This is a genomic window from uncultured Allobosea sp. (assembly GCF_945956895.1).
GTDB lineage: Bacteria > Pseudomonadota > Alphaproteobacteria > Rhizobiales > Beijerinckiaceae > Allobosea.
The window spans coordinates 1-22,622 of sequence record NZ_CAMFJF010000048.1 but is presented as its reverse complement, the minus strand read 5'-3'; the positions used below and the strand labels follow the sequence as shown (position 1 = coordinate 22,622).

Annotated in this window: 18 protein-coding genes and 1 pseudogene; 4 read left to right on the top strand and 15 right to left on the bottom strand. The window is 63.7% G+C overall.

From position 1 onward, the window contains the following. Nucleotides 1–50: 50 nt before the first annotated feature. From Q0Q02_RS18640 to Q0Q02_RS18625, 4 genes are all read right to left on the bottom strand, one after another. Nucleotides 51–1,259, bottom strand: coding sequence for a beta-ketoacyl synthase (locus Q0Q02_RS18640; protein ID WP_293811602.1), 1,209 nt, complete (start codon nucleotides 1,257–1,259; stop codon nucleotides 51–53). Continuing rightward, entirely contained in the window at nucleotides 1,256–1,513 is a 258-nt protein-coding gene (locus Q0Q02_RS18635; RefSeq protein ID WP_293811600.1) for an acyl carrier protein, read from the bottom strand. Before Q0Q02_RS18635 ends, Q0Q02_RS18640 begins: the two co-directional genes overlap by 4 nt. 379 nt (nucleotides 1,514–1,892) lie before the next feature. After that, nucleotides 1,893–2,525: a MarC family protein gene (locus Q0Q02_RS18630; RefSeq protein ID WP_293811598.1), complete on the bottom strand. Its 633-nt coding sequence runs from the start codon at nucleotides 2,523–2,525 to the stop codon at nucleotides 1,893–1,895. A gap of 31 nt (nucleotides 2,526–2,556) precedes the next feature. Then, nucleotides 2,557–2,730, bottom strand: coding sequence for a hypothetical protein (locus Q0Q02_RS18625; RefSeq protein WP_293811596.1), 174 nt, complete (start codon nucleotides 2,728–2,730; stop codon nucleotides 2,557–2,559). A 6-nt stretch (nucleotides 2,731–2,736) separates the two neighbouring features. On the opposite strand from Q0Q02_RS18625, the gene gyrA reads away from it, so the two are divergent. Continuing rightward, complete coding sequence (gene gyrA / locus Q0Q02_RS18620; RefSeq protein ID WP_293811594.1) at nucleotides 2,737–5,541, top strand: DNA gyrase subunit A; 2,805 nt, start codon at nucleotides 2,737–2,739, stop codon at nucleotides 5,539–5,541. Between the two features lie 411 nt (nucleotides 5,542–5,952). After that, complete coding sequence (aat, locus tag Q0Q02_RS18615) at nucleotides 5,953–6,573, top strand: leucyl/phenylalanyl-tRNA--protein transferase (RefSeq protein WP_293811611.1); 621 nt, start codon at nucleotides 5,953–5,955, stop codon at nucleotides 6,571–6,573. Between the two features lie 24 nt (nucleotides 6,574–6,597). On the opposite strand, the gene Q0Q02_RS18610 is transcribed toward aat, so the two are convergent. Together Q0Q02_RS18610 and Q0Q02_RS18605 are read right to left on the bottom strand one after the other, a co-directional pair. Beyond that, on the bottom strand, nucleotides 6,598–7,185 hold the full coding sequence (locus Q0Q02_RS18610; protein WP_293811610.1) for a DUF2155 domain-containing protein: 588 nt from the start codon (nucleotides 7,183–7,185) through the stop codon (nucleotides 6,598–6,600). A gap of 239 nt (nucleotides 7,186–7,424) precedes the next feature. Beyond that, nucleotides 7,425–7,835: an NADH:ubiquinone oxidoreductase subunit NDUFA12 gene (locus tag Q0Q02_RS18605; RefSeq protein WP_293811592.1), complete on the bottom strand. Its 411-nt coding sequence runs from the start codon at nucleotides 7,833–7,835 to the stop codon at nucleotides 7,425–7,427. 816 nt (nucleotides 7,836–8,651) lie between these two features. Here Q0Q02_RS18605 and Q0Q02_RS18600 point away from each other — a divergent pair. Then, nucleotides 8,652–12,374 carry a vitamin B12-dependent ribonucleotide reductase gene (locus tag Q0Q02_RS18600; RefSeq protein WP_293811590.1) on the top strand — a complete coding sequence of 1,241 codons (3,723 nt, stop codon included), beginning with the start codon at nucleotides 8,652–8,654 and terminating at the stop codon, nucleotides 12,372–12,374. A 185-nt stretch (nucleotides 12,375–12,559) separates the two neighbouring features. Further along, the gene (locus Q0Q02_RS18595) at nucleotides 12,560–13,810 is read left to right on the top strand and encodes a hypothetical protein (protein WP_293811588.1); all 1,251 of its coding nucleotides are present in this window, start codon (nucleotides 12,560–12,562) and stop codon (nucleotides 13,808–13,810) included. A 165-nt stretch (nucleotides 13,811–13,975) separates the two neighbouring features. Here Q0Q02_RS18595 and Q0Q02_RS18590 read toward each other — a convergent pair whose 3' ends face one another. The 9 genes and pseudogenes from Q0Q02_RS18590 to Q0Q02_RS18550 form a co-directional block, all read right to left on the bottom strand. Then, a complete protein-coding gene (locus tag Q0Q02_RS18590; protein WP_293811608.1) occupies nucleotides 13,976–15,463 on the bottom strand; it encodes an AAA family ATPase in 1,488 nt (495 codons plus the stop codon). 385 nt (nucleotides 15,464–15,848) lie between these two features. After that, the gene (locus tag Q0Q02_RS18585; protein WP_293811586.1) at nucleotides 15,849–16,094 is read right to left on the bottom strand and encodes a hypothetical protein; all 246 of its coding nucleotides are present in this window, start codon (nucleotides 16,092–16,094) and stop codon (nucleotides 15,849–15,851) included. Nucleotides 16,095–16,108: 14 nt separating this feature from the next. Further along, nucleotides 16,109–16,402: a hypothetical protein gene (locus Q0Q02_RS18580; protein WP_293811584.1), complete on the bottom strand. Its 294-nt coding sequence runs from the start codon at nucleotides 16,400–16,402 to the stop codon at nucleotides 16,109–16,111. Next, nucleotides 16,399–18,468, bottom strand: coding sequence for an ATP-dependent helicase (locus Q0Q02_RS18575; protein WP_293811582.1), 2,070 nt, complete (start codon nucleotides 18,466–18,468; stop codon nucleotides 16,399–16,401). Before Q0Q02_RS18575 ends, Q0Q02_RS18580 begins: the two co-directional genes overlap by 4 nt. A 321-nt stretch (nucleotides 18,469–18,789) precedes the next feature. Next, nucleotides 18,790–19,680, bottom strand: coding sequence for a 3'-5' exonuclease (locus Q0Q02_RS18570; protein WP_293811606.1), 891 nt, complete (start codon nucleotides 19,678–19,680; stop codon nucleotides 18,790–18,792). A 239-nt stretch (nucleotides 19,681–19,919) separates the two neighbouring features. Next, on the bottom strand, nucleotides 19,920–20,699 hold the full coding sequence (locus Q0Q02_RS18565; protein ID WP_293811580.1) for a metallophosphoesterase: 780 nt from the start codon (nucleotides 20,697–20,699) through the stop codon (nucleotides 19,920–19,922). Between the two features lie 112 nt (nucleotides 20,700–20,811). Continuing rightward, nucleotides 20,812–21,222 carry a MucR family transcriptional regulator gene (locus Q0Q02_RS18560; RefSeq protein ID WP_293811578.1) on the bottom strand — a complete coding sequence of 137 codons (411 nt, stop codon included), beginning with the start codon at nucleotides 21,220–21,222 and terminating at the stop codon, nucleotides 20,812–20,814. A 360-nt stretch (nucleotides 21,223–21,582) separates the two neighbouring features. Then, nucleotides 21,583–21,822, bottom strand: a complete 240-nt coding sequence (locus Q0Q02_RS18555) for a type II toxin-antitoxin system VapB family antitoxin (RefSeq protein WP_367275044.1) — start codon at nucleotides 21,820–21,822, stop codon at nucleotides 21,583–21,585. 234 nt (nucleotides 21,823–22,056) lie between these two features. Further along, nucleotides 22,057–22,398 (bottom strand): annotated as a pseudogene (locus Q0Q02_RS18550) (efflux RND transporter permease subunit); the annotation flags it as partial. Nucleotides 22,399–22,622 lie beyond the last annotated feature (224 nt).

Genomic DNA, 22,622 nt, shown 5'->3' with positions numbered 1-22,622 from the left:
ATGGAATCAATCAGCGCCCAACCACGCAACCTATTTAATAGGTCCTGAGCCTAGGCGTGGCGCCGGAATGCCAGCACCGCATTCAGTCCGCCGAAGGCGAACGAGTTCGACAGCGCATGCCGCAGGGCAACCTGTCGGGCGCCTTCAGGCACGACATCAAGGCCGCATTCTTCGTCCGGCTCGGTGCAGTTGGCGGTCGGGGGGACGATCTGGTGATGCAGCGCGAGTGTCGTGACCAGCGCCTCGATCGCCCCGGCGGCACCCAAGCCATGGCCGAGCACGCCCTTCGTGGACGAGACCAGGGGCAGGCTTTCCGCAGGGAAGATCGCGCGGATGGCCCGGCTCTCGATGGCGTCGTTCATCAGGGTCCCTGTACCGTGGGCATTGATGTAGTCGACGCTATCCGGCGCGATGCCCGCATTGGCCATGGCGCGCCGCATCGCCATCTCGGCGCCGTGCTGGTCGGGAGAGGTCAGGTCCCCGGCATCGGCATTGCCGGCGAAGCCGACGAGCTCGGCATAGATGCGTGCGCCGCGCGCCACCGCCCGTTCCCATTCCTCAAGGACCAGGATCGCGCTTCCCTCGCCGATCACCAGGCCGCTGCGGTTGCGCGAGAACGGCCGGCAGGTATCGCGCGACAGAATCCGCAGCGCGTTCCAGGCGACCAGCGTGCCGTTCGTGATGCAGGCTTCGGCACCTCCGGCAAGGGCGACGTCGCAATCGCCGTGCAGGATGGAACGATAGGCCAGACCGATCGCATGTGTTCCCGAAGCGCAGGCGCTCGCCACCGCGAACGTGTTGCCATGCAGGCCGAGATCCATCGAGATCTGGCTCGCCGGCGCATTGGCCATCAGCTTGGGGATCGTGAGCGGGTGCACCCCGCGGGCTTGCTCGCCATAGATCCGGTGGAAGCTGTCATCCAGCGTGTTCATCCCGCCGACGCCGACGCCGATGATCACGTCCGCCTCGGCAAGCGTCGGGTCGCCCTGTTCGAAGCCCGCATCCGCGACCGCTTCCCGTGCGGCGACGACCGCGAACTGCGCGATGCGATCGAGCGCTCCCAGCTGCTTGGCCGTGAAATGGGCACTGGCATCGAAGCCCTGGACCTGCGCGGCGATCGGACAGGGAGGGCTGTCCGTGCGCGGCAGCACCAGCGGCCCGATCGCGGTCTCCCCGGCAACGACGCGCTGCCAGGTCGCCTCCATGGTCAATCCCGCCGGCGAGACGGCGCCAAGGCCCGTAACGGCAATGCGCCTCACGCCGGCGCCCGCTGGCCTATAGCCTCTTCGACGATGCGCGCGATATCGCCGACCGTCTTCATCTCCTTGAGCTTGGGATCGTTAGCATCGAAGGGAACGCGGACCTTGAAGCGCTCTTCGATGGCGAAGATCGTCTCCAGGACATCCAGGGAATCGTACCCCGCCTCCTCCAGGTTGGTCTGCTCCGTGATCTCGGAGGGGTCGCGACTGATCTGCCCCGCCACGATTTCTCTTACGATATCAATATTTTGCATTGAAAACCTGCATAACGGCGCCGCGGGCGGCCATTTCGTCGATCGAACGGGTCTTGTCCTTGCCGGGCGAGGCAAGCGCCACCGATCGACGCCGATGCCGCTTCCCGCACGACCTGTTCCGTGTGCGGATGCAGGGGCAGGTTTCGTGCCAATTCGGCCATCGCTCCGGCGGCCAAGCGAGAATGCGCGCCGCAGCAAAAAATGACAGCAATATCAGATAGAAAGGCCGATCCAAGGATCGTCCGTCATTAACGACGGACGGCTTCCCGCAAAGCACATCCCGACATTCCGTGTCGCGAGCATCACAATTTGATGGAAGCACACCTGAATGTCGAAACCAGCGGATCGTCGCTCTGTGCCCGACGCGAGACGGTTCGATCTAGCTGCCCAGCGCCGCAGCCTTGATCCCGTCGATCACGAACTGCACGGCCAGCGCCGCCAGCACCACGCCGAGCAGGCGGGTGAGCACGATATTGCCGGTGACACCCAGAAGCTTTGCGATCGGCGTCGCGCCCAGGAAGACCAGGAGGCAGGACAGAACCACCAGCCCGCAGATCACCGCGAGCGTGACCAGCAGCAGCGGGTCGCCATGGGCCCGGCCGGCGAGCAGGATCATCGCGGTCAGCGCGCCCGGCCCCGCCATCAGCGGGATCGCCAGCGGGAAGGCCGCGACATTGCGGATATGATCCTGCGTGATCGCGGTCTCAGCCGTCTGCTGCTTGCGCTCGGTCCGGCGCTCGAACACCATCTCGAAGGCGATCCAGAACAGCAGCAGCCCGCCCGCGATGCGGAAGGCCGGCAGCGAGACGCCGAGCGCCTTCAGCACGACATCGCCCGCCACCGCAAAGAAGGCCATGATGCAGAAGGCGATGATCGAGGCGCGGATCGCGACCTGCTTGCGCTCGCTTTCCGACATCCCGCGCGTGAGCGAGAGAAAGATCGGCGCAAGCCCCGGCGGGTCGAGCGTCACCAGCATGGTGACAAGCGCGGCAGTGGCGAATTCGACGAACATGACGCCACATCAGCATGCCGAAAGCCCGTCGTCACGCACCAAGAAAGGCCGGAATATGGCGGCGCTTCGCAGCACTATCGAAAAATGCCAATAAGCCGCTGTATTCATTGATGTTATTTTTACTTGGACAGCGCCCGCTTTCGCTGGCTTCTCCCGCCGGAATCGGATAGCCAGAAGGCTGAAAAACCAGCAGGAATCGGGACATTTCCCCTTGAGCGACGATACCGACGACAAGCGCGACGGAGCCCCGGACTTGGGCGGCGACATCAAGCCGATCGCGATCACCGACGAGATGAAGAAGAGCTATCTCGATTACGCCATGAGCGTGATCGTGAGCCGCGCTCTGCCCGATGTCCGCGACGGCCTGAAGCCGGTCCACCGCCGCATCCTGTTCTCGATGCACGAGAACAAGAACCTGCCCGAGCGGCCCTACACCAAATGCGCCCGCATCGTCGGCGACACGATGGGTAAGTACCATCCGCACGGCAATCTCGCGGTCTATGATGCGCTGGTGCGCATGGCGCAGGACTTCTCGCTGCGCCTGCCGCTGATCGACGGACAGGGCAATTTCGGCTCGATGGACGGCGATAGCCCAGCCGCCGACCGTTACACCGAGGCGCGCCTCGACAAGGCGGCGATCCCCCTGCTCGAGGACCTCGACCTCGACACGGTCGATTTCCAGCCGAACTACGACGGCAAGGAACATGAGCCGACGGTCCTGCCGGCGCGCTATCCCAACCTCCTCGTCAACGGCGCCGGCGGCATCGCGGTCGGCATGGCCACGAACATCCCGCCGCATAATCTCGGCGAGGTCATCGATGCCTGCACGGCCTTCATCGACAATCCCGAGATCACGATCGACGAGCTGATCGAGATCGTCCCCGGCCCGGACTTCCCGACCGGCGCCTCGATCATGGGCCGCAGCGGCATTCATGCCGCCTATCACACCGGCCGCGGCTCGATCGTGATGCGCTCGAAGACGCATATCGAGGAGATGCGCAAGGAGCGCGAGGCGATCGTCGTCACCGAGATCCCCTATCAGGTGAACAAGGCGACGATGGTCGAGAAGATCGCCGATCTCGTGCGCGAGAAGCGTATCGAGGGCATCTCGGACCTGCGCGACGAATCCAGCCGCGAGGGCGTGCGCGTCGTCATCGAGATCAAGCGCGATGCCGTCGCCGATGTCGTGCTGAACCAGCTCTACCGCTTCACCCCGCTGCAGACCTCCTTCGGCGCCAACATGGTGGCGCTGAACGGCGGCCGCCCGGAAGTGCTGAACCTCAGGGACTTCATCACCGCCTTCGTCGAGTTCCGCGAACTCGTCGTCTCGCGGCGCACGCGCTACCTGCTCAACAAGGCCCGCGAGCGCGCCCATGTGCTTTGCGGCCTCGCCACCGCCGTCGCCAATATCGACGAGGTCATCCGCCTGATCCGCACCGCGCCGACCCCTGCCGCCGCGCATGAATCGCTGATGGCGCGCGACTGGCCGGCCGACGACATCGCCCCGCTGATCGCGCTGGTCGACGATCCGCGCCACCCGATGAATCCGGACGGCACCTACCGGCTCTCCGACGCGCAGGCCAAGGCGATCCTCGAACTGCGCCTGTCCCGCCTCACCGCGCTGGGCCGCGACGAGATCGGCGACGAGCTGGAGAAGCTCGCCAAGGAGATCGCGGATTATCTCGACATCCTGCGCTCGCGCGCTCGCATCCAGTCGATCGTCAAGGCCGAGCTTGCCGAGGTCAGGAATGCCTTCGCCACGCCGCGCCGCACCGAGATCCAGGACTGGGGCTCCGACCTCGACGACGAGGACCTGATCGCCCGCGAGGACATGGTCGTCACCGTCAGCCATGGCGGCTACATCAAGCGCGTGCCGCTCTCGACCTATCGGGCGCAGCGCCGCGGCGGCAAAGGTCGCTCCGGCATGGCGACCAAGGACGAGGATTTCGTCGCCCGCCTCTTCGTCGCCAACACGCATACCCCGGTGCTGTTCTTCTCCTCGGAAGGCCAGGTCTACAAGGAGAAGGTCTGGCGCCTGCCGCTCTCGGCGCCGAACGCCCGCGGCAAGGCACTGGTCAACATGCTGCCGATCGAGGCCGGCGAGCGCATCACCACGATCATGCCGCTGCCGGAGGACGAGGCGAGCTGGGAAACGCTCGACGTGATGTTCGCCACCGCCTCAGGTGGCGTGCGCCGCAACAAGCTCTCCGACTTCGTCAACGTCAACCGCGCCGGCAAGATCGCGATGAAGCTCGATGAGGGCGACCATATCGTCGACGTGCAAATCTGCACCGAGAACGACGACGTGCTGCTGACCACGGCCGACGGCCAGTGCATCCGCTTCGCGGTGCCGGAGGTGCGCGTGTTCAAGGGCCGGGACTCGACCGGCGTGCGCGGCATCAACCTGGCCAAGGACGACAAGGTCATCTCGCTGGCGATCCTGCGCCATCTCGACGCCACGCCTGACGAGCGCGCCGCTTATCTCAAGCGGGCCGCGATCATGCGTCGGGCCGCCGGCGCTGAGGGCGAGGATACGACCGAACCCGTGGTCGAGAATGTGGATGCCGAAGAGGCCGCCGCAGGCGACATCGAGCTTGGCCTCGAACGCTACGCGGAAATGGATGCTGCCAATCAGTTCATCCTGACGGTCTCGGAACGCGGCTACGGCAAGCGCACCTCGTCCTTCGAGTACCGGGTCACCGGGCGCGGCGGCAAGGGTATCGTCGCCATGGTCGTCAACGACCGCAACGGCAAGCTCGTCGCCTCCTTCCCGGCCCTCGACAGCGACCAGCTCATGCTGGTCACCGATGGCGGTCAGCTCATCCGCGTGCCGGTCGATGCTGGCTCGGACAACCGCATCCGCATCGCCGGACGCTCGACGCAAGGTGTGACGGTGTTCAACACCGCCAAGGACGAGAAGGTCGTCTCGGTCGAGTGCATCAACGACGATGGCGAGGGCGGCGAGGACGGCGACGCCGGGGATGAGGCGCCGGACGGCGAGAGCACGGAAGGCTGATCTGTCAGCCTCTTGCGGCCATGGCTTCAGGCGATGCCTGAAGCCATGGCGCCCCACGCAGCGGGGCACCAGGTTCGCACTGAACCTCGTCGTCATTCCGGGCTTGCCCCGGAATCCATCGTAGAGCGCATCGCCCTACGATGGCTTCCGGATCGGCGCCGCTTAGCAGCTTATCCGGGAAGACGCTGAGGCTCCCTTGCACAACCTCAGCACCAATCGTCATCGCGAGCGCAGCGAAGCAATCCACGGGCGGCAGAGCGCTACGCCCCCTGGATTGCTTCGTCGCTTCGCTCCTCGCAATGACGACGGGCCAGGCAGCCTTCGTTTGACTCAAGCTCCGTCCCGCGCTCCCATCCGGCCATGAAGGCTCGTTCCGTGCCCGTCCGTTCCCCCGCGATCACGCCGGAGATCATGCTGCGCGCCTATGCCGCCGGCATCTTCCCGATGGCGGAGAGCGCCGACGATCCCAGCCTGTTCTGGGTCGAGCCGGAATTGCGCGGCATCATCCCGCTCGACCGCTTCCATCTCTCGTCACGGCTCGCCCGCACCGTGCGCTCCGACCGGTTCGAGGTCAGGGTCGACAGCGCCTTCGACGCCGTCATCGCGTCCTGCGCCGAGGCCAAACCGGACCGCACCGAGACCTGGATCAACGCACGCATCCGCGAGATCTTCGGCGAACTCTTCGCGCTCGGCCATGTCCATACGGTCGAATGCTGGCGCGAGGGCCGGCTCGTCGGCGGCCTCTACGGGCTGTCGCTGGGCGGCGCCTTCTTCGGCGAGAGCATGTTCCACCACGAGACCGACGCCTCGAAGGTCGCGCTGGTCCACCTCATCGCCCGGCTGAAACGGGGCGGTTACGGCTTGCTCGACACGCAGTTCCAGACCGGCCATCTCGCGCAGTTCGGCACGATCGAGATTCCGCGCGACGATTATCGCCACCTGCTCGACGAAGCGCTGCGCCGCCAGGGCAACTGGCACGCCTTGCCGGCTTCTGCCCCGATCAGCGGCCGCGAGATTCTGGCTCAGCTCTGAACCGCGGGCCACAAGCCCGCAGGGTCAGGCGCCGCCGCCGGCAGCCGGATCGCGTCCAGGCGTCGGATTGGTCGGGAAGAAGCGCTGGCTCGGCCGCTGCGGCTGCACCGGCACGCCGCGCGGCGGCTCGACGTCGATGCGCCCGCCCGGCGGCGGTAACGCGGGCTGCTGCCCGGACAGCGGCTGGTTGGGGTCACGCGGCGGCGTGCGCGGCTTGCGCGGGTCCTCCGCCGGCGGCGGCGCCTCCGGCTCCTTGGGATCGACGACGAGTTCTGTTCCGCCTTTGCAATCGGTCAGCCAGGCATCGTAGATCGCGTGCTCGACGCCATGCAGGCCGGGGCTCGCCGCATACATCCAGCCGGTGAAGATGCGCCGGTACTCGTTCTTGACCGTGACCTCGTCGACCTCGACGAAGGCGTCGGTCTGCGGCGCCTCGGTCGGCGGGCGCGTCCAGCAGACGCGCGGCGTCAGCTGAAGGGCGCCGAACTGCACAGTCTCGTCGATCGCCACCTCGAAGGAGATGATGCGGCCGGTGATCTTGTCGAGCCCGGCGAAGACCGCGGTGGGATTGCGGATGCGATCAGCCTGCGCGGGCCCGGTGGCCGCCAGCATCGCCAGCGCGCTCGAGGTGAGGCCTGCCAGGATCGGGAAACGAAAATACGACGGCATGCGTGCGCGAATCTCTTCGACGGCGCGGAAGAACCGCGATGGCGCGCAGTAACACGGCAAAGGCAGCGGAAAAAGGGCGGCGCCCCCAAAACCTTGGGGTACGCGGGCCGGCGTCCCGGCTGACAGCAAAAAGGCCGCCCCGAAAGGAGCGGCCCGATCGATCGCAAGACGTCCTGCCTGCCTCAGCGGCCGGGCGTCCAGGCCTCGTAGTCGCCAGTCGCGGCCGGGCGCTCGCCCTCGGCCAGGGTCGAGCCCTGCGGGCGATAGGCCAGCGCGGTGCCGGTCCAGTTCTGCTGGTGCGGCTGCTGCCATTCGCGCGGCTGGTAGCTTTCCTCGGAGGGCGCGACATCGACGGTGTGATGCAGCCAGCCGTTCCAGCCCGGCGGCACCTTGGAGGCCTCCGCATCGCCCTTGTAGATCACCCAGCGGCGCTGGAAGCCGAGCGCCTTGTCCTTCACCCCACCCTTGGTGCGGTAATAGATATTGCCGAACTCGTCCTCGCCCACCCGCTCGCCGAAGCGCCAGGTGTGGAAACGCGTCCCGATCGTCTGGCCGTTCCACCAGGTGAAGATCTGCAGCAGCCAGTTCTTCATCGTCCTCAGTCCGTGCGCGCGGTGCAAAACAATTGCGCGACTTATGGCTCCGGCACCGCCGGCTGTCCAGTCCGCGATGGCCCGGCCGCGCTGAAACGGCGCGATGTTTCCGCCTCCCCGCATCGCACCGGGCGCAGCCTCGGTCACCGGCGTGGCCCGAGCCCGGCCGACAGACCGGCGCCCGTGTGTCGCCCGCCCCGATTCGGCCACGATTTGGGATGGCTGCGAAGACGACGCCCTCAAGGAAATCGCCCGAGATCAGCGACTTCCGGGCAGCTTTGAAAGCGGTGCTCCCGGCAGGCGGCCGAACGCACCGGTTTCACCAATCGTCAACCATGAATAGCAGGGATTTTAAGGACTGCGCTTCCTCCGGAACTGTGGCAATCTTGCCGACGCGTGTCCGATTCCCCGGTGATTTCCGGGGCTTAGCGGAGACCTTGCAACTTATCCCCATAACCCACATATCCCTACCAGATGTCGTGTCCACAGGGATCGCGGGACACTATTCCTTGACGCCCGACCGGTACCTGCACTAGATTTTGACCATCGCATGACGGCCGGCGGCACCCCCTCTGGATGACTGCGAAACCCTAGTTTTCCAGAGTGCTCCGGGCCTGCCGCCGCATCCGCCATCAACAGTGGAAGCGAACGGATTTGCGCGGACATTTTGGGCGCGTCCGGGACCATCGGCGGGGCGACACCGCGGAGATCCCACAGGGCATCGAACCGAGTTTGGGCTGACATCAGGAGCCGGTGATCAACCGGCCGCGCGTGGCTTCGCAAAGCGGGCCCGCGGCAGATCAAGGGACGAAGATCATGCGCATCGAGCGCCGCTACACCACCGCCGGACAGTCGCCCTATTCCGCGATTCCGTTCCGATCGGCCGTCAGCGAGATCAAGAACCCAGACGGCTCCGTCGTCTTCCGGCTGGAAGGCATCGAGGTTCCCGAGACCTGGTCGCAGGTCGCGAGCGACGTGCTCGCGCAGAAGTATTTCCGCAAGGCCGGCGTGCCCGCGCGCCTGAAGAAGTTCGAGGAAAACGACGTCCCCTCCTTCCTCTGGCGTTCGGTCGCCGACGAGGCCGCTCTCGCCGAATTGCCCGAGGGCGAGCGCTACGGCTCCGAGATCTCGTCCAAGCAGGTCTTCGATCGCCTCGCCGGCTGCTGGACCTATTGGGGCTGGAAGGGTGGCTATTTCTCCTCCGAGGAGGATGCCGCCGCCTTCCATGACGAATTGCGCTTCATGCTCGCCACCCAGCGCGTCGCGCCGAACTCGCCGCAATGGTTCAATACCGGCCTGCACTGGGCCTATGGCATCGACGGCCCGAGCCAGGGCCATTTCTACGTCGACTTCAAGACCGGCAAGCTGGTCAAGTCGAAGTCGAGCTACGAGCACCCGCAGCCGCATGCCTGCTTCATCCAGGGCGTGCAGGACGACCTCGTCAACGAGGGCGGCATCATGGATCTCTGGGTCCGTGAGGCCCGCCTGTTCAAGTACGGCTCCGGCACCGGCTCGAATTTCTCGATGCTGCGCGGCGAAGGCGAGAAGCTCGCCGGCGGCGGCAAGTCCTCCGGCCTGATGTCCTTCCTCAAGATCGGCGACCGCGCCGCCGGCGCCATCAAGTCGGGCGGCACCACCCGCCGCGCCGCCAAGATGGTCGTGGTCGATGCCGACCATCCGGATATCGAGGCCTATATCGACTGGAAGGTGAAGGAAGAGCAGAAGGTCGCCGCCCTCGTCACCGGCTCCAAGACCGTCAAGAAGCACATGAAGGCCGTGCTCAAGGCCTGCGTGAACTGCGAAGGCGACGCCGATTCCTGCTTCGACCCCGAGAAGAACCCGGCGCTGAAGCGCGAGATCAAGCTCGCCCGCAAGGCGCTGGTGCCGGACAACTACATCAAGCGCGTCATCCAGTTCGCCAAGCAGGGCTACAAGGACATCTCCTTCGACACCTATGACACCGACTGGGATTCAGACGCTTATCTCACCGTCTCCGGCCAGAACTCGAACAACTCGGTCTCGCTGACCGACGAGTTCCTCCGCGCCGTCGAAACGGATAGCGACTGGAATCTCACCGGCCGCACCACCGGCAAGGTCCTCAAGACCCTGAAGGCGCGCGACCTCTGGGAGAAGATCGGCTACGCCGCCTGGGCTTCGGCCGATCCGGGCCTGCACTTCAACTCGACGATGAACGACTGGCACACCTGCCCGGCTTCCGGCCGGATCCGGGCGTCCAACCCGTGCTCCGAGTACATGTTCCTCGACGACACCGCCTGCAACCTGGCTTCGGCCAACCTGCTGCAGTTCTACGATACCGAAACCAAGAGCTTCGACGTCGCGGCCTATGAGCATCTCTGCCGGCTCTGGACCGTCGTGCTCGAAATCTCGGTGACGATGGCGCAGTTCCCGAGCCGCGAGATCGCCGAGCTCTCCTACGAGTACCGCACGCTCGGCCTCGGCTACGCCAATATCGGCGGCCTGCTGATGACCATGGGCCTCGGCTACGACTCAGACGAGGGCCGCGCTCTCGCCGGTGCGCTGACCGCGATCATGACCGGCGTCGCCTATGCGACCTCGGCCGAGATGGCCGGCGAGCTCGGCCCCTTCCCCGGCTACAAGAAGAACGCCAGCCACATGCTGCGCGTCATCCGCAACCACCGCACCGCGGCCCATGGCCTCGCCGACGGCTATGAAGGCCTGAGCGTCACCCCGGTTCCGCTCGACCACGCCACGCTGGCCCGCCTCGGCGGCTCGGCCGTCACCATGGCGGAGCGCTCGCGCATCGTCTGGGACGAGGCGCTCGAGCAGGGCAAGCGCTACGGCTATCGCAACGCCCAGGCGACCGTGATCGCGCCGACCGGCACGATCGGCCTCGTCATGGATTGCGACACCACCGGCATCGAGCCCGACTTCGCCCTGGTGAAGTTCAAGAAGCTCGCCGGCGGCGGCTACTTCAAGATCATCAACCGCGCCGTTCCCGATGCGCTGCGTGCGCTCGGCTACCGCGAGGCCGATATCGCCGAGATCGAGGCCTATGCCGTCGGCCATGGCTCGATGAAGCAGGCGCCGGGCATCAATCCCTCGACGCTGCGCGCCAAGGGCTTCACCGACGAGAAGATCGAGGCGGTCGAGAAGGGCTTGAAGAGCGCCTTCGACATCAAGTTCGTCTTCAACAAGTGGACGCTGGGCGAGGATTTCCTCACCGGCACGCTCAAGGTCCCGGCCGAGAAGCTCAACGACATGTCGTTCGAGCTCCTGCCCTTCCTCGGCTTCAGCAAGGCCGAGATCGAGGCCGCCAACGTCCATGTCTGCGGCGCGATGACCCTGGAAGGCGCCCCGCACCTGAAGACCGAGCACTACAACGTCTTCGATTGCGCCAATCCCTGCGGCCGCATCGGCAAGCGCTATCTCTCGGTCGAGAGCCATATCCGCATGATGGCGGCGGCGCAGCCCTTCATCTCGGGCGCGATCTCCAAGACCATCAACATGCCGAACGAGGCGACGGTCGAGGACTGCAAGAGCGCCTATATGCTCTCCTGGAAGCTGGCGCTGAAGGCGAACGCCCTCTACCGCGACGGCTCCAAGCTCTCGCAGCCGCTGAACTCGGCACTGATCTCGGATGAGGACGACGACGCCGACGACGCCGTCGAGACGCTGGTCGCCCAGCCGATGGCGGCGCGGGCCACGCAGATCTCGGAGAAGATCGTCGAACGCATCGTCGAGCGCATCGAGCGCAAGCGCGAGCGCGAGAAGATGCCGGATCGCCGCACCGGCTACATCCAGAAGGCCACCGTCGGCGGGCACAAGGTCTATGTCCACACCGGCGAGTATTCGGACGGGCGCCTCGGCGAGATCTTCATCGACATGCACAAGGAGGGCGCGGCCTTCCGGGCGATGATGAACAACTTCGCCATCGCGGTCTCGCTCGGCCTGCAATACGGCGTGCCGCTGGAGGAGTATGTCGAGGCCTTCACCTTCACCCGCTTCGAGCCTTCGGGCTTCGTCGCCGGCAACCAGTCGATCAAGAACGCGACCTCGATCCTCGACTACGTCTTCCGGGAGCTCGCGATCTCCTATCTCGGCCGCAACGACCTCGCCCATGTCGACCCGAGCGAGATCGGCCATGACGTGATGGGCAGCGGCGTCGGCCAGGATAAGGCGCCGGATGCGGTTCCGATCGTGACGACCCCCCTCGCCTCCACCGGCTTCCGCCGCGGCAAGCCGATCAACCTGCTTGCCATCCAGGGCGGCGGCGCGGCGAATGATGCGGTCGCCCGCTCGGCCTCCACGGTGACGGCTCTGGCCACGGCTGGCGCAACGGCCCTGAAGGAGGAGCCGGAGGCCTATGGCGAGGCGGAGATGGCCAAGCTCGGCTTCTCAGCGCCGGCAGTCCAGCCGACCCAGTCGGAGCGCCGGGCCGAGGCGATCATGAAGGGCTATGTCGGCGACTCGTGCGGCGAGTGCGGCAACTTCACGCTGGTCCGCAACGGCACCTGCCTGAAGTGCAACACCTGCGGTTCAACGACCGGGTGCTCGTAAGCAGCGTCCGGGCTGTGAAGTCTCAGGCGCAGAAAATTTGGCACCTCGAAGCGCTAGTGTGACACCGGGAAGCACATAGATTGGCACCGGCATGCGAGAAATCGGATGCCGAGGGACCCAGTGAGAAGGCCGGCGGACATCCGCCGGCCTTCTTGATTCTTCAATTGAGATGCCCGAGCGTGCCTTTGAACGCCCGCGGCTGGCCCTTAGCAGATTGTGGGGGTGTCCGGTTTCGGGCGGCTAAAATTGGTTGTGTACCCCGCAGCCGGAGTTGGCCCATAACCGGGTGGAGGTTCAACGGGGACGATCCGGCCATGTCGCTTCGCATGATCGGCGATGTGCAGCGCCTGCGCGACATTGCCACGCACTGCCCGCTTTGCGGCCGGTCAGCGCAGCGATACGTCCATACCGCGGAGCATATCATCCCGCTCTGGCTGCAGCAGAAGCACGACCTGCTGAATCAGCGTCTGACCATCCCCAACTTCATTGATAAGCGCTATCGCAGCGTGAAGATCGGAATTTGCGCCCGCTGCAACAATCAGCGCTTCGGAGCGATCGAGAGCCGGCTCGCTCCGGCTTTCACGCATCCCGACCCCTATGCCGCGCTGGCCCGGGTGGATGACGCCGTACTGGCGTTCTGGCTCGGCAAGATCCATTGGCTGCTAGCGCGCAAGAGCCATTCGGCACAGGACCATCGCCAGCGCGACGATCCGGCACCGGGGCGGATCCTGCCGACCGAGGTACTGGAGGGCCAGCGCTTTTGCGGGATGGTTCTGCGCTGCTTCACGACGGGCAAGGGCATGGTCGCCTGCCACCGAGATGATCCGCCCGTTCCGCAGTTATTTTATGAAGCGCCCTACACGCTCTACCGCTTCAGGATCGACGAGCGGGATCAGCGCATCGGCGCCTTCGACCTGATCGACAATGCAATGCTGGCCGGCATTGCCTTGCGCAGCAACAGCGTCGGCCTGATTTGCCTGTTCGACGGCGGCATCCACGGCCGCTTCCTGACACAGCGCTACGCCTATCTCGACGGAAACGCACTTCACCCACGGCAGTTCTCGGAGCTTGTTGGCCAGATCTTCTACGACCAGACGGTCCGCGATCCGAGCGCGGCCTGGGTCGACTATTTCTGGAACACGCCACTGCGTGCGGTCGTCGCCCGGCTCGGCAGTCCGCGCCACTGGGACCCCTATCTCGCCAAGCACGACGATCCGCAGCGCCGGGCCCATATGCTGGGCTTCTACACCCAGCAGGATCCCGCCAGCGTCATGACGGACGACGGTCGCTTCTTCACCTCGCTACGACGGCTCGACGGCAGTTTCCTGCCCTTTGCCGTGACCGAGGCGGAGCTTGAGGCGGCGCGCCTGGATCCAACAATGGAATTGCGCCCTCCAATCAACCCGACGATCCGGCGTCGCCTGTTCGAGAGCTGAACCGCCGGCGCCGCGGAGACCCCCATCCGGCGGGCGGGAGGCGCGGCGAGGTCGATGCTGCAGATCGCACCGATGGCATAGCCGGGTCAAACAAGGGCCTTGTGGAGCAATGCGCCACTCGCAAGAGGAACTATGCGGTGTCCAGTTTCAGTCTGGCAATCGAACCTAATAGCTCCCGACGAGAGCCACGACCTTCCTGCAATGTGCTCGTAGCTCGCCCGGCTGCGGGCTTGTCCCGCCGCCATGCATATTCGGTCGTGTGTACTCATTCAGGGCAAAAAGGTCGCTCACGTGAGCCGCCATAGGATCACTAGGCCCAGCCTTTTGAATTTCGATAGCCATGTCAGAAATGAAGCACTGATCTGGGAACCGCCCCGGGAAGCGAAGCCGCAGATAATCCTCCAGGAATGGCCGGATGGATTGATGGACGTTGTTGAGTGTTAGTCCAGGCAACAAATTCTGGTGCGAGGCAAACTCACGTATCGCCTGCGACTGCTGCAAATACAGGGACTTGAGCTCATCATCGCTGCTCCATGCAGCGAGGGTCCCTTCTCCCGCCTCGTTGCTCCGTAGCTGGAAGGTCCGCAACGGAAGATGACGACCGTTCTTTTCGATCAGTTGCAGGAAGCGTGGATCATGGGAAAGTACGAGCGTCTGACATGCCTTCTCGCAGACGGACCGGATATGGCTGGTGGTTTGAAACTGCCGATCCATGTCCTGGCTATTGAATGGGTCGTCGAAAATGACCACCGCGTCCTTCAGATCGAGATCCGCTTCGATCTGCGCGATGAAGAAGGCCAATGCGAGCGTCGTCTTATCGCCGCTGCTGAGCACTGTCTTGAAGCTTGGCTGAGTCGCCGACTTGTCCCCCGCTCTGACTTTATGGGTACCGAGTTCCAAGGCAAATTCGGTGTTAGGCTCGCGACCAGCAAAGCTGGTTTTCGCATCTACGATCCGGAAGCTCGTCCCGAAATCGCTCAGCAGATCGTTTACCGCGGCTTGGCGGGCATCCATCGTCGTCTGGGTGTATGATTTCAACGCCACCTGAGCGGTAGACTTCTCTCCCCGGATCGCTTCAAATCTGGTCTCAGCGACCGAGTAGGCAGCGACAGCTGACTTAACCGGCTCGCTCGCCTTCTCCTCCATTGCCAACCATTTCAGATGCACGTTCTCGACGCGATGTACATCGGCCTCATCCGTTTCGGCGCGAGCAGCCTCGATGACAGCGTTGCTTTCGCTCACCTGCTGATTGTAAGCGGCGAGCAACCCAAGAGCCCGCTCGATTTTTTCGCTGTCATCGCCAAACCCGCACGCTTCCAAAGGGTTGCCGCGCTTGATGCTGACGACCGCCTTCAACCGAGAGAGCGCCGCACCTATGAGTTCCTGGTGCATTGCGCTGAGGCCGGGCGGCGATGGCAGATCGCAAACCTTGGCCCAATATGCGTACTCGGCATCATTGATCCGAATCCGCTCTTCGAGCGCCGCGGACGTAAGCTGATCGAGTATGTTCGAAACCTTGTCGATCCGCTCTTTGAGCTGCTTGAAGGCCTCGCTGAAAAACGCTCGATACGCAGAGACCAACGGCAAACCAACCGTACCTTGCGCGCAATATGGGCACTGCGCTGCTGGCGAATGGCGCGTCCCATACTCCAGCCAGGCGTGAGCTTTTCACCCAGATGATGTGTCGCCAGGTGCCGAGCCACGAGGTCGGCAGCGTTCTCGTTCATCTTGCCCCAAAGCCACTGACGTCCGCGTTCGGGCAAAGCGTGAAGGTCAGCTATTGGCGGACTGTGTTGGAAAAGTCCGCTGCAATACTTGGCGCGAAATTACCCGGCTCAAACGCAGAAATTTCGTCTCTCCACGGATTGCTGGCACCGCCCTAGTGGGCCATTTCCTAAAGCAGGAAGAATTTTCTTCTACGGCGAGAGTCTGGGTCGGACGAGTTTCACGCCAGCCGGACTTTTTCAACACAATCGGCGCTGTGAGGCCGTGGAATTTTGTAACATCTGAGTAGGCGGCAGCTTGGTCAGCGCGGCCCTCAATCCCGATCCTCGGCATAGCGCCAGACCTCCTCGGGTTTGGCTCGCGCGATAGCCGTGTCGTCGATGATGTGCTGTTCCTGCAGCCTGGCCTCAATCAACGCCGTATCGAGGAAATAGGCCAGCGTACCAAAGCCGCGGTTGACCGCTTCGTTCTTCAGCGCCTCGATCCGCTCGACCAAGTCGTCGGCTCGACGGATCGGAATGCGCGGAACGCTTGATCCAACCCTGACCACATCCGCCATGGCGCTGTCCCTCCCTAGTCAGGGTATTCGCCTGCGAGCCGATCATACAAGTCGACATCCACGGCATCTGCAGCCAAAGCCATGTCGAGTTCTTCGGCCGGCGCTATGACACCGCCGAAATGAGCGTGGAAGGCGCGCGCAAACCGCGCTTCTTCGAAAGCGACCCGGATCAGGTCCTCGGTCATCGTGCCGAGAACGCGGAAGCCGATTTGCCAATCGGTGCACCATGCCTCGATCCGGCGAAGGCGTTCGGCCGCGGTCGTCCTGTCCGGGTTGATCTCGACCTGGTGCGGCCAATGTCCGGTCATCGCCACATGCCCCGCATCTTGGCCCTGACGTCGACCTTCGGCCCGCCTGACGGCATTCGCTGCGCGTCTGCCACCGCGATGGGCCAGGCCATCCGCTCGAACTGGTCGAGCAGCGCGTTCGGAATGAAGCGTGTCCGGTTGGCATAGACATGACGGTCGCCCGTCGCGGATTGACCATGAGTGAAGAAGCGCTGCGGCACGACGAGGTGCAGGTCGTCCTTCGCTCGCGTCATCGCGACATAGAGCAGCCGGCGCTCTTCCTCGATCTCATCGCGAGCGCCGGCGCCGAGGTCGATCGGGATGCAGCCGTCGACCGTGTTCATGACGAAGACTGATTTCCATTCCTGCCCTTTTGCCGAATGGATCGTCGACAGGATGAGATAGTCCTCGTCGAGATGCGGTACGCCGGCCTGATCGCTGGTCGCGTCTGGGGGATCGAGCGTCAATTCGGTCAGGAAGCGCTCGCGCGACGGATATCCGCCCGCGATCTGTTCGAGCTGCACGAGATCGGCTTGCCTGGTGCTGGCGTCCTCATGGATCCGCTCCAAGTGGGGCTCGTACCAGCGGCGAGCAAGCTCAATCTCGGCCGGCCAACCCGCCGTGCCGGTGCGCAGCTCACCTACCGCACCGACGAACGACGACCAGTCGTCGCCAGCCCGCGGCGGAGCCGGAGCGTTCTCCAGTGCTTCGAGGGGCGCCGAGGCCTGCGCAACATGCTCAAGGACGAGCTGCGCCGACGTCGGGCCGACGCCAGGTAAGAGCTGCAGCACCCGGAAGCCAGAGACCTTGTCACGCGGGTTCTCGACGAACCGCAGCAGCGCCAGCAGGTCCTTGATATGGGCGCTATCGAGGAATTTCAGACCGCCGAATTTGACGAACGGAATGTTCCGACGAGTGAGCTCGATTTCGAGCGGGCCACTGTGGTGCGAGGCTCGGAACAGGACGGCCTGCTGCTTTAGCGTCGATCCACCTTCGCGGTTCTCCAACACCTTCTCGGCAATGAAACGCGCCTGATCTGCCTCGTCCCGAACATGCACGAGCTGCGGCGGCGTTCCGGTCGCGCGATCAGTCCAGAGGTTCTTGGTGAAACGCTCGGCGGCCAGATCGATAACGGCATTCGCAGCCGACAGGATGGCGCTGGTCGAGCGGTAGTTCTGATCGAGCGTGATGATTTCGGCCGGCGGCACGAAAGCAGCCGGGAAGTCGAGGATGTTGCGGACTGTCGCGGCGCGGAACGAATAGATCGATTGGGCATCGTCGCCGACGACCGTCAGGCCAAGGCCATCAGGCTTGAGCGCGAGTAGGATCGAGGACTGGAGCCGGTTCGTGTCCTGATACTCGTCGACCATCACGTGGTCGAAGCGGGCACCGATGTCCGCCGCAATATCGGGATCGGTCACGGCCTGGGCCCAGTAGAGCAGCAGGTCGTCATAATCCAGGACGTTCTGGCTCTGCTTGGCTTCGACATAGGCTGCGAAGAGCTCTTTCAGCTCGGCCGCCCAGGTGGCGCACCAGGGGTAGGACAGGCGCAGAACGTCTTCGATTGGGAGCTCCGCGTTCACGCAGCGGGAATAGATCGCCAGGCAGGTGCCCTTCGTCGGAAACCGCGACTCTGTCTTGGAGAAACCGAGCTCGTGCCGGACCAGGTTCATCTGGTCGGCCGAATCCTCCCGGTCATGGATCGTGAAAGCGGGGTCCAGGCCAAGCTGCTCGGCATAATCGCGCAGCAGCCGTGCGCCGATGCCATGGAAGGTGCCTGCCCAGGTGAGCGCGTCGGCGAGGACACCGGCACCATCGCCGAGCACCTTCCGGGCGATCCGCTCGACGCGCTTTGCCATTTCGGAAGCCGCGCGCCGCGAGAATGTCATCAGCAGGATCCGCCGCGGATCGGCGCCGCTGACCATGAGATGGGCGACTCGATGGGCTAGCGTGTTGGTCTTGCCCGAGCCGGCACCCGCGATGACAAGCAAGGGCGATGAAGCCACCGCGCCGACGCCATGGATCACCGCGCGGCGCTGGGCCGGGTTGAGCGTGTCGAGATAGCTGATCGGCGCGACAGCGTTCATGCCTTCAATTCCCGAACCGGCCGCGCTCCCTCCGAGAACCGACCACGAAGGAAGCCCAGTGAGGCCGCCCGATCGGCATCTCGCAAGAGCTCATCACGGTTGTGAAGCAAGGCTCCGATTGCCGCCCGAGCATCGCCGTCGAATTCCGCTAAAACGGAATCGATCTGTTGCTCCATAGGCTTTGGAGCAGGCGCCTGTTTCAGCACGACTGGCGGCATGGTTGCGTCCTCAAGAATGAGAACATTATGAGAACGAATGCCTTCGAGGAGTCAAGCTCCGAGGCGAAATTCACACCTCTGCGCCCACCTGAATGACCGCCGGCTAGGCGCGATATCGATCGAGCGCCGTAAGCCGCTGGATCAGCGGTTCCGCGCCCTCCCAGCCATAAATCTCGGTGCGGAGATAGCGAAGCTCATCTTCTTCGAGCTCATCATCTATCTCGATCCACCAGGCTCTCGGCCTGCCGTCGCTTCCATCCGACCAGCGATAGCCTCTGCCCTTGAGGTGGTCCTTCATGTCGAACGGCGCGTTCTCCGCATAGATGCGGACGCGGCTACGCTCGCTTGAGCGTAAGAGCTGCGAGAATGGTGGCGCGCCACCCTCCCCGGCCGGCCTCGCCAATACCTCTAACAGCGCGTTGCAATCATCCGTCGCACGGTGGCCCTCATGGAACAGGCCAGATTGGCCCACGAGGTATCCGAGCTTGTTTCCCTCGAAGCCAAGATCCGCCCACAAGATCTCCTTGACGGAACACGCCCAGGCTTTCGACGCGAAGGCTGGCGAGAGCTTTTCGCAGAATGGCCGGTCGAACGCTGCATTATGGGCGATCACGAGATCGGCAGGCTCGATCAGAGCATCCAGCGCTGCGACATCGATCTGAAGACCGGCGACCATCTCGTCGCTGATACCGGTCAGCCGCGTAATCTCCGCTGGGATCGGGTCCGAGGGCTGACGCAGGCCGCTATAGATTCCCACGACGTCGCCGATCACACCTGCGTCATCATAGGTGAAGGCGACTGCGCCAATTTCGATGATCTCGTCCTTGGCGTGATTGAGGCCTGTCGTCTCCGTGTCGACCAGAACCGCGAGGTTTGGAAACGCGCTCTCCGCTCGCGGGATGACTGCGCGCGGCACGAGTTTGCGCAGAATCCTGTAGCGACCGCCCTGCTCCAGCCGCTGCGCAGCTTCTTCCTCATTCCAATCTGCTGGCAGCGACGGCGCATTGGCTCCGCGCTTTCGCGGCGCAGGTCTAGGTGCTTCCCTGTAGCCGGGTGCGTCGTCGAACAGATCAAACTGGCTTGAGGCGCTCTTCAAGGCTGAGCCCTTGCTGCTTTCGTCATCACGGACCGACCTTCTTCTCTGGGGACGATAATGCCTGGCAGCGCGGTTGACGCTTTAGTTCAAGTCGCCCCTGTTGACCGCTGTGATGGAATACCTCCCGATGCGTCAAATCATGGCTGGGGCGCTAGCCAGGACAGATCGTCCAAAAGCGTGCCACGCCCGCGGTCCTGCTTCAGAGGGTCGACTTCGACGATCGATCGGCTGTCACCATCGGTTTGGAAGAACGATAGCTCCTGTTTCGCCTGATCTATCGCGAGGATCGACAACCGACCCGTCCTGCAAGCTCCCGTGTCCAGAGATATCCTATTCTCGGTGACCACTGGTCGAGGAAGGTCCATAACCGAGTGCCCGTGGACGATGACCCGCGGCAGCTTTCCCTGATGATCGAGAAATGGCTCGCGGATCCACATCAAATCATCAGGCGATTGGCTCTCTAGAGCGACGCCGGGCCTAACACCAGCATGGGCAAATAGAAATGGGCCGTCCTCGACCATGAAAACGGATCGGCGGAGCAGGTCGAGGTGGCCGGGATACCGTCTGACAATGAAGCGCTGCGCTTCGTCGATGTCGAGGATGCAGTAGGAGACTATGGTTTCCCTGCCGCCGTCATGAAACCAGCTGCGGAGCTGGCGCCGGTCATTCTCCAGAAATCGGAGGAACCAGTCGTCGTGATTGCCACGCAGAAAGATTGAGGCAGGATGGTCGGCCAGGGCGCGACCGACAATCTCGAGACACCCCCTAGCATCTCGGCCACGGTCGACAATATCGCCAAGGAAGATGATGCGCGGTGCGCCACCTCTGTAAGCCGCGTCCTCCTCGCAGAAAGCGATAACGGCTTGAAGGAGGTCAGAGCGACCGTGGACGTCACCGATGGCGTAGGTGTGGAGCATGCACGTCAGCCTACACTATTCCGGAAATGTGGGTGGCGGCCGCTGCGATTATTGGCGAGCTGTACACGCTCGGGCGACCGAGCCACTTGGGCAGTGGCTGGTTGACTCCCCCTCAGCGCTTCCGACGCTGCTGACCGAGGCCTATCGTCTTAGCGAGCTGCGAACGGGCCTCCGCATAGGCCGGGGCGACCATCGGATAGTCGTTCGGCAGACCCCACTTAGAGCGGTACTCTTCCGGCGTCATGTTGTAGGCCGTCCGCAGGTGACGCTTCAGCGATTTGAACTTTTTTCCGTCCTCAAGGCAGATCAGGAAGTCGGCCGTGATCGACTTCTTGATCGAGACTGCCGGCGCGGGCTTCTCGGCCGGCATCGGCGCCGGCGGCTCTTTGCCCAAGCCCGTGATTGCCGAATGAGTGGTGGCGATCAGCGCAGGAAGCTCCGACGCCGGAACACTATTGTTCGATACGTAGGCCGATACGATGTGGGCAACGAGATCGATGATTTCGCCGTTGGTTTCTGACATTGGTGATCTCCCGCTGTTGGGCGTGCAGTATTTATCTCGATTCGCAGCTGACTTTTATGGCTCCAGTCCAAACCGGTCAATTTTCGACTCGCAATTGTGGTTATAACAAGCGGCTGTGATCTATTCCGTTGCCGCAGCGCGCCAACAATCACCTTCAATACAGGACGATTCTGGCGGCGGATCGGCTGCTAGAGTAAATGAGCGTCGAAGAATGGCGACCAGTCGTTGAGGGCCTAGACCAACTCCATTGATGCGACCCGACGCTTCAAGGTGTGATCGGGGATGTGCCGGTGCCCTAGGCGCCAACGGCCGCATCGGCCGTGGCGCAGGAACTACCGAAGGTCAGCGAGCCACGGACTATCAGTCCTCGCCCCACATCTCATTGGTTTCGCGCTTGTGATCGTCGGGCGCAAACAGCCCTGACGCCCGCGCCATAGAGAGGGCCCTGGCAAGCCGAACGCGCATCGGGAGATTGCCCTTTTGACGGGCAATCTCGTGCCCGAGCGCGGTTTTCACGGCCTCCCCCTTGGAGGTCCCGGTAAGGCTGACCAGTTCCGCGAACAACCTATCGACCTCCGGATCCTTGATATGCAGAGGGATGGAAGGCGTCCTTTCAGGATAGCCGCCAAACCGAGGCTCGCTTTCTCAATCCCGCGCGGCTAGGTTCCGATCCTTGTCGCTCGTTGGTGACGCCGAAATAGCCTTCACCGGAAGAACACGTATTTCACGAGTGCGGCGATCACCAACAGCAGGATTGCTAGGCCGACCAAGCCCATAAAGCCCATCATCCCCCAGCCCATACCGCTCATCATGTCGTGCATGTTGGCTTCTCCCTCATTCGGCGCCCGAAGCGAGATGCGCTGAAACCGGTAATGCACTGACCTTCTCGGCCGTCGACGCCGACGGCAGCCGCCAGCCCTTGACCAGGCCGTAGATCGCCGGGATCACCAGCAGCGTCAGCACGGTCGAGGAGACCATGCCGCCGATCATCGGCACGGCGATCCGCTGCATCACCTCCGAGCCGGTGCCGGTGTTCCAGAGGATCGGCAGCAGTCCCGCCATGATCGCGACCACGGTCATGATCTTCGGTCGCACGCGCTCGACGGCTCCCAGCATGATCGCCTCATGCAGGTCGGCGCGGGTGAAGGCCGTGCCCTGCGCCGCGCAGCGTGCTCGCACCTCGTTGCCGCGGGCCGTCATGCTGAGCTCCCATTGGTGCATTCGAGCTCGATCGCAAGTGCGTCATTGCAAAGTTACGGTCGTTACAATATTGACTAAGCCATGGTAACTCAAGCGTGGCTGCTGCTGACCTACAAGGTACCTCCGGAGCCGGCCGCCCGCCGCATCGCTGTTGATTTCCGCCGAGAAGTGACCCGTTAGGCGGGGATTTTTCCATCGAG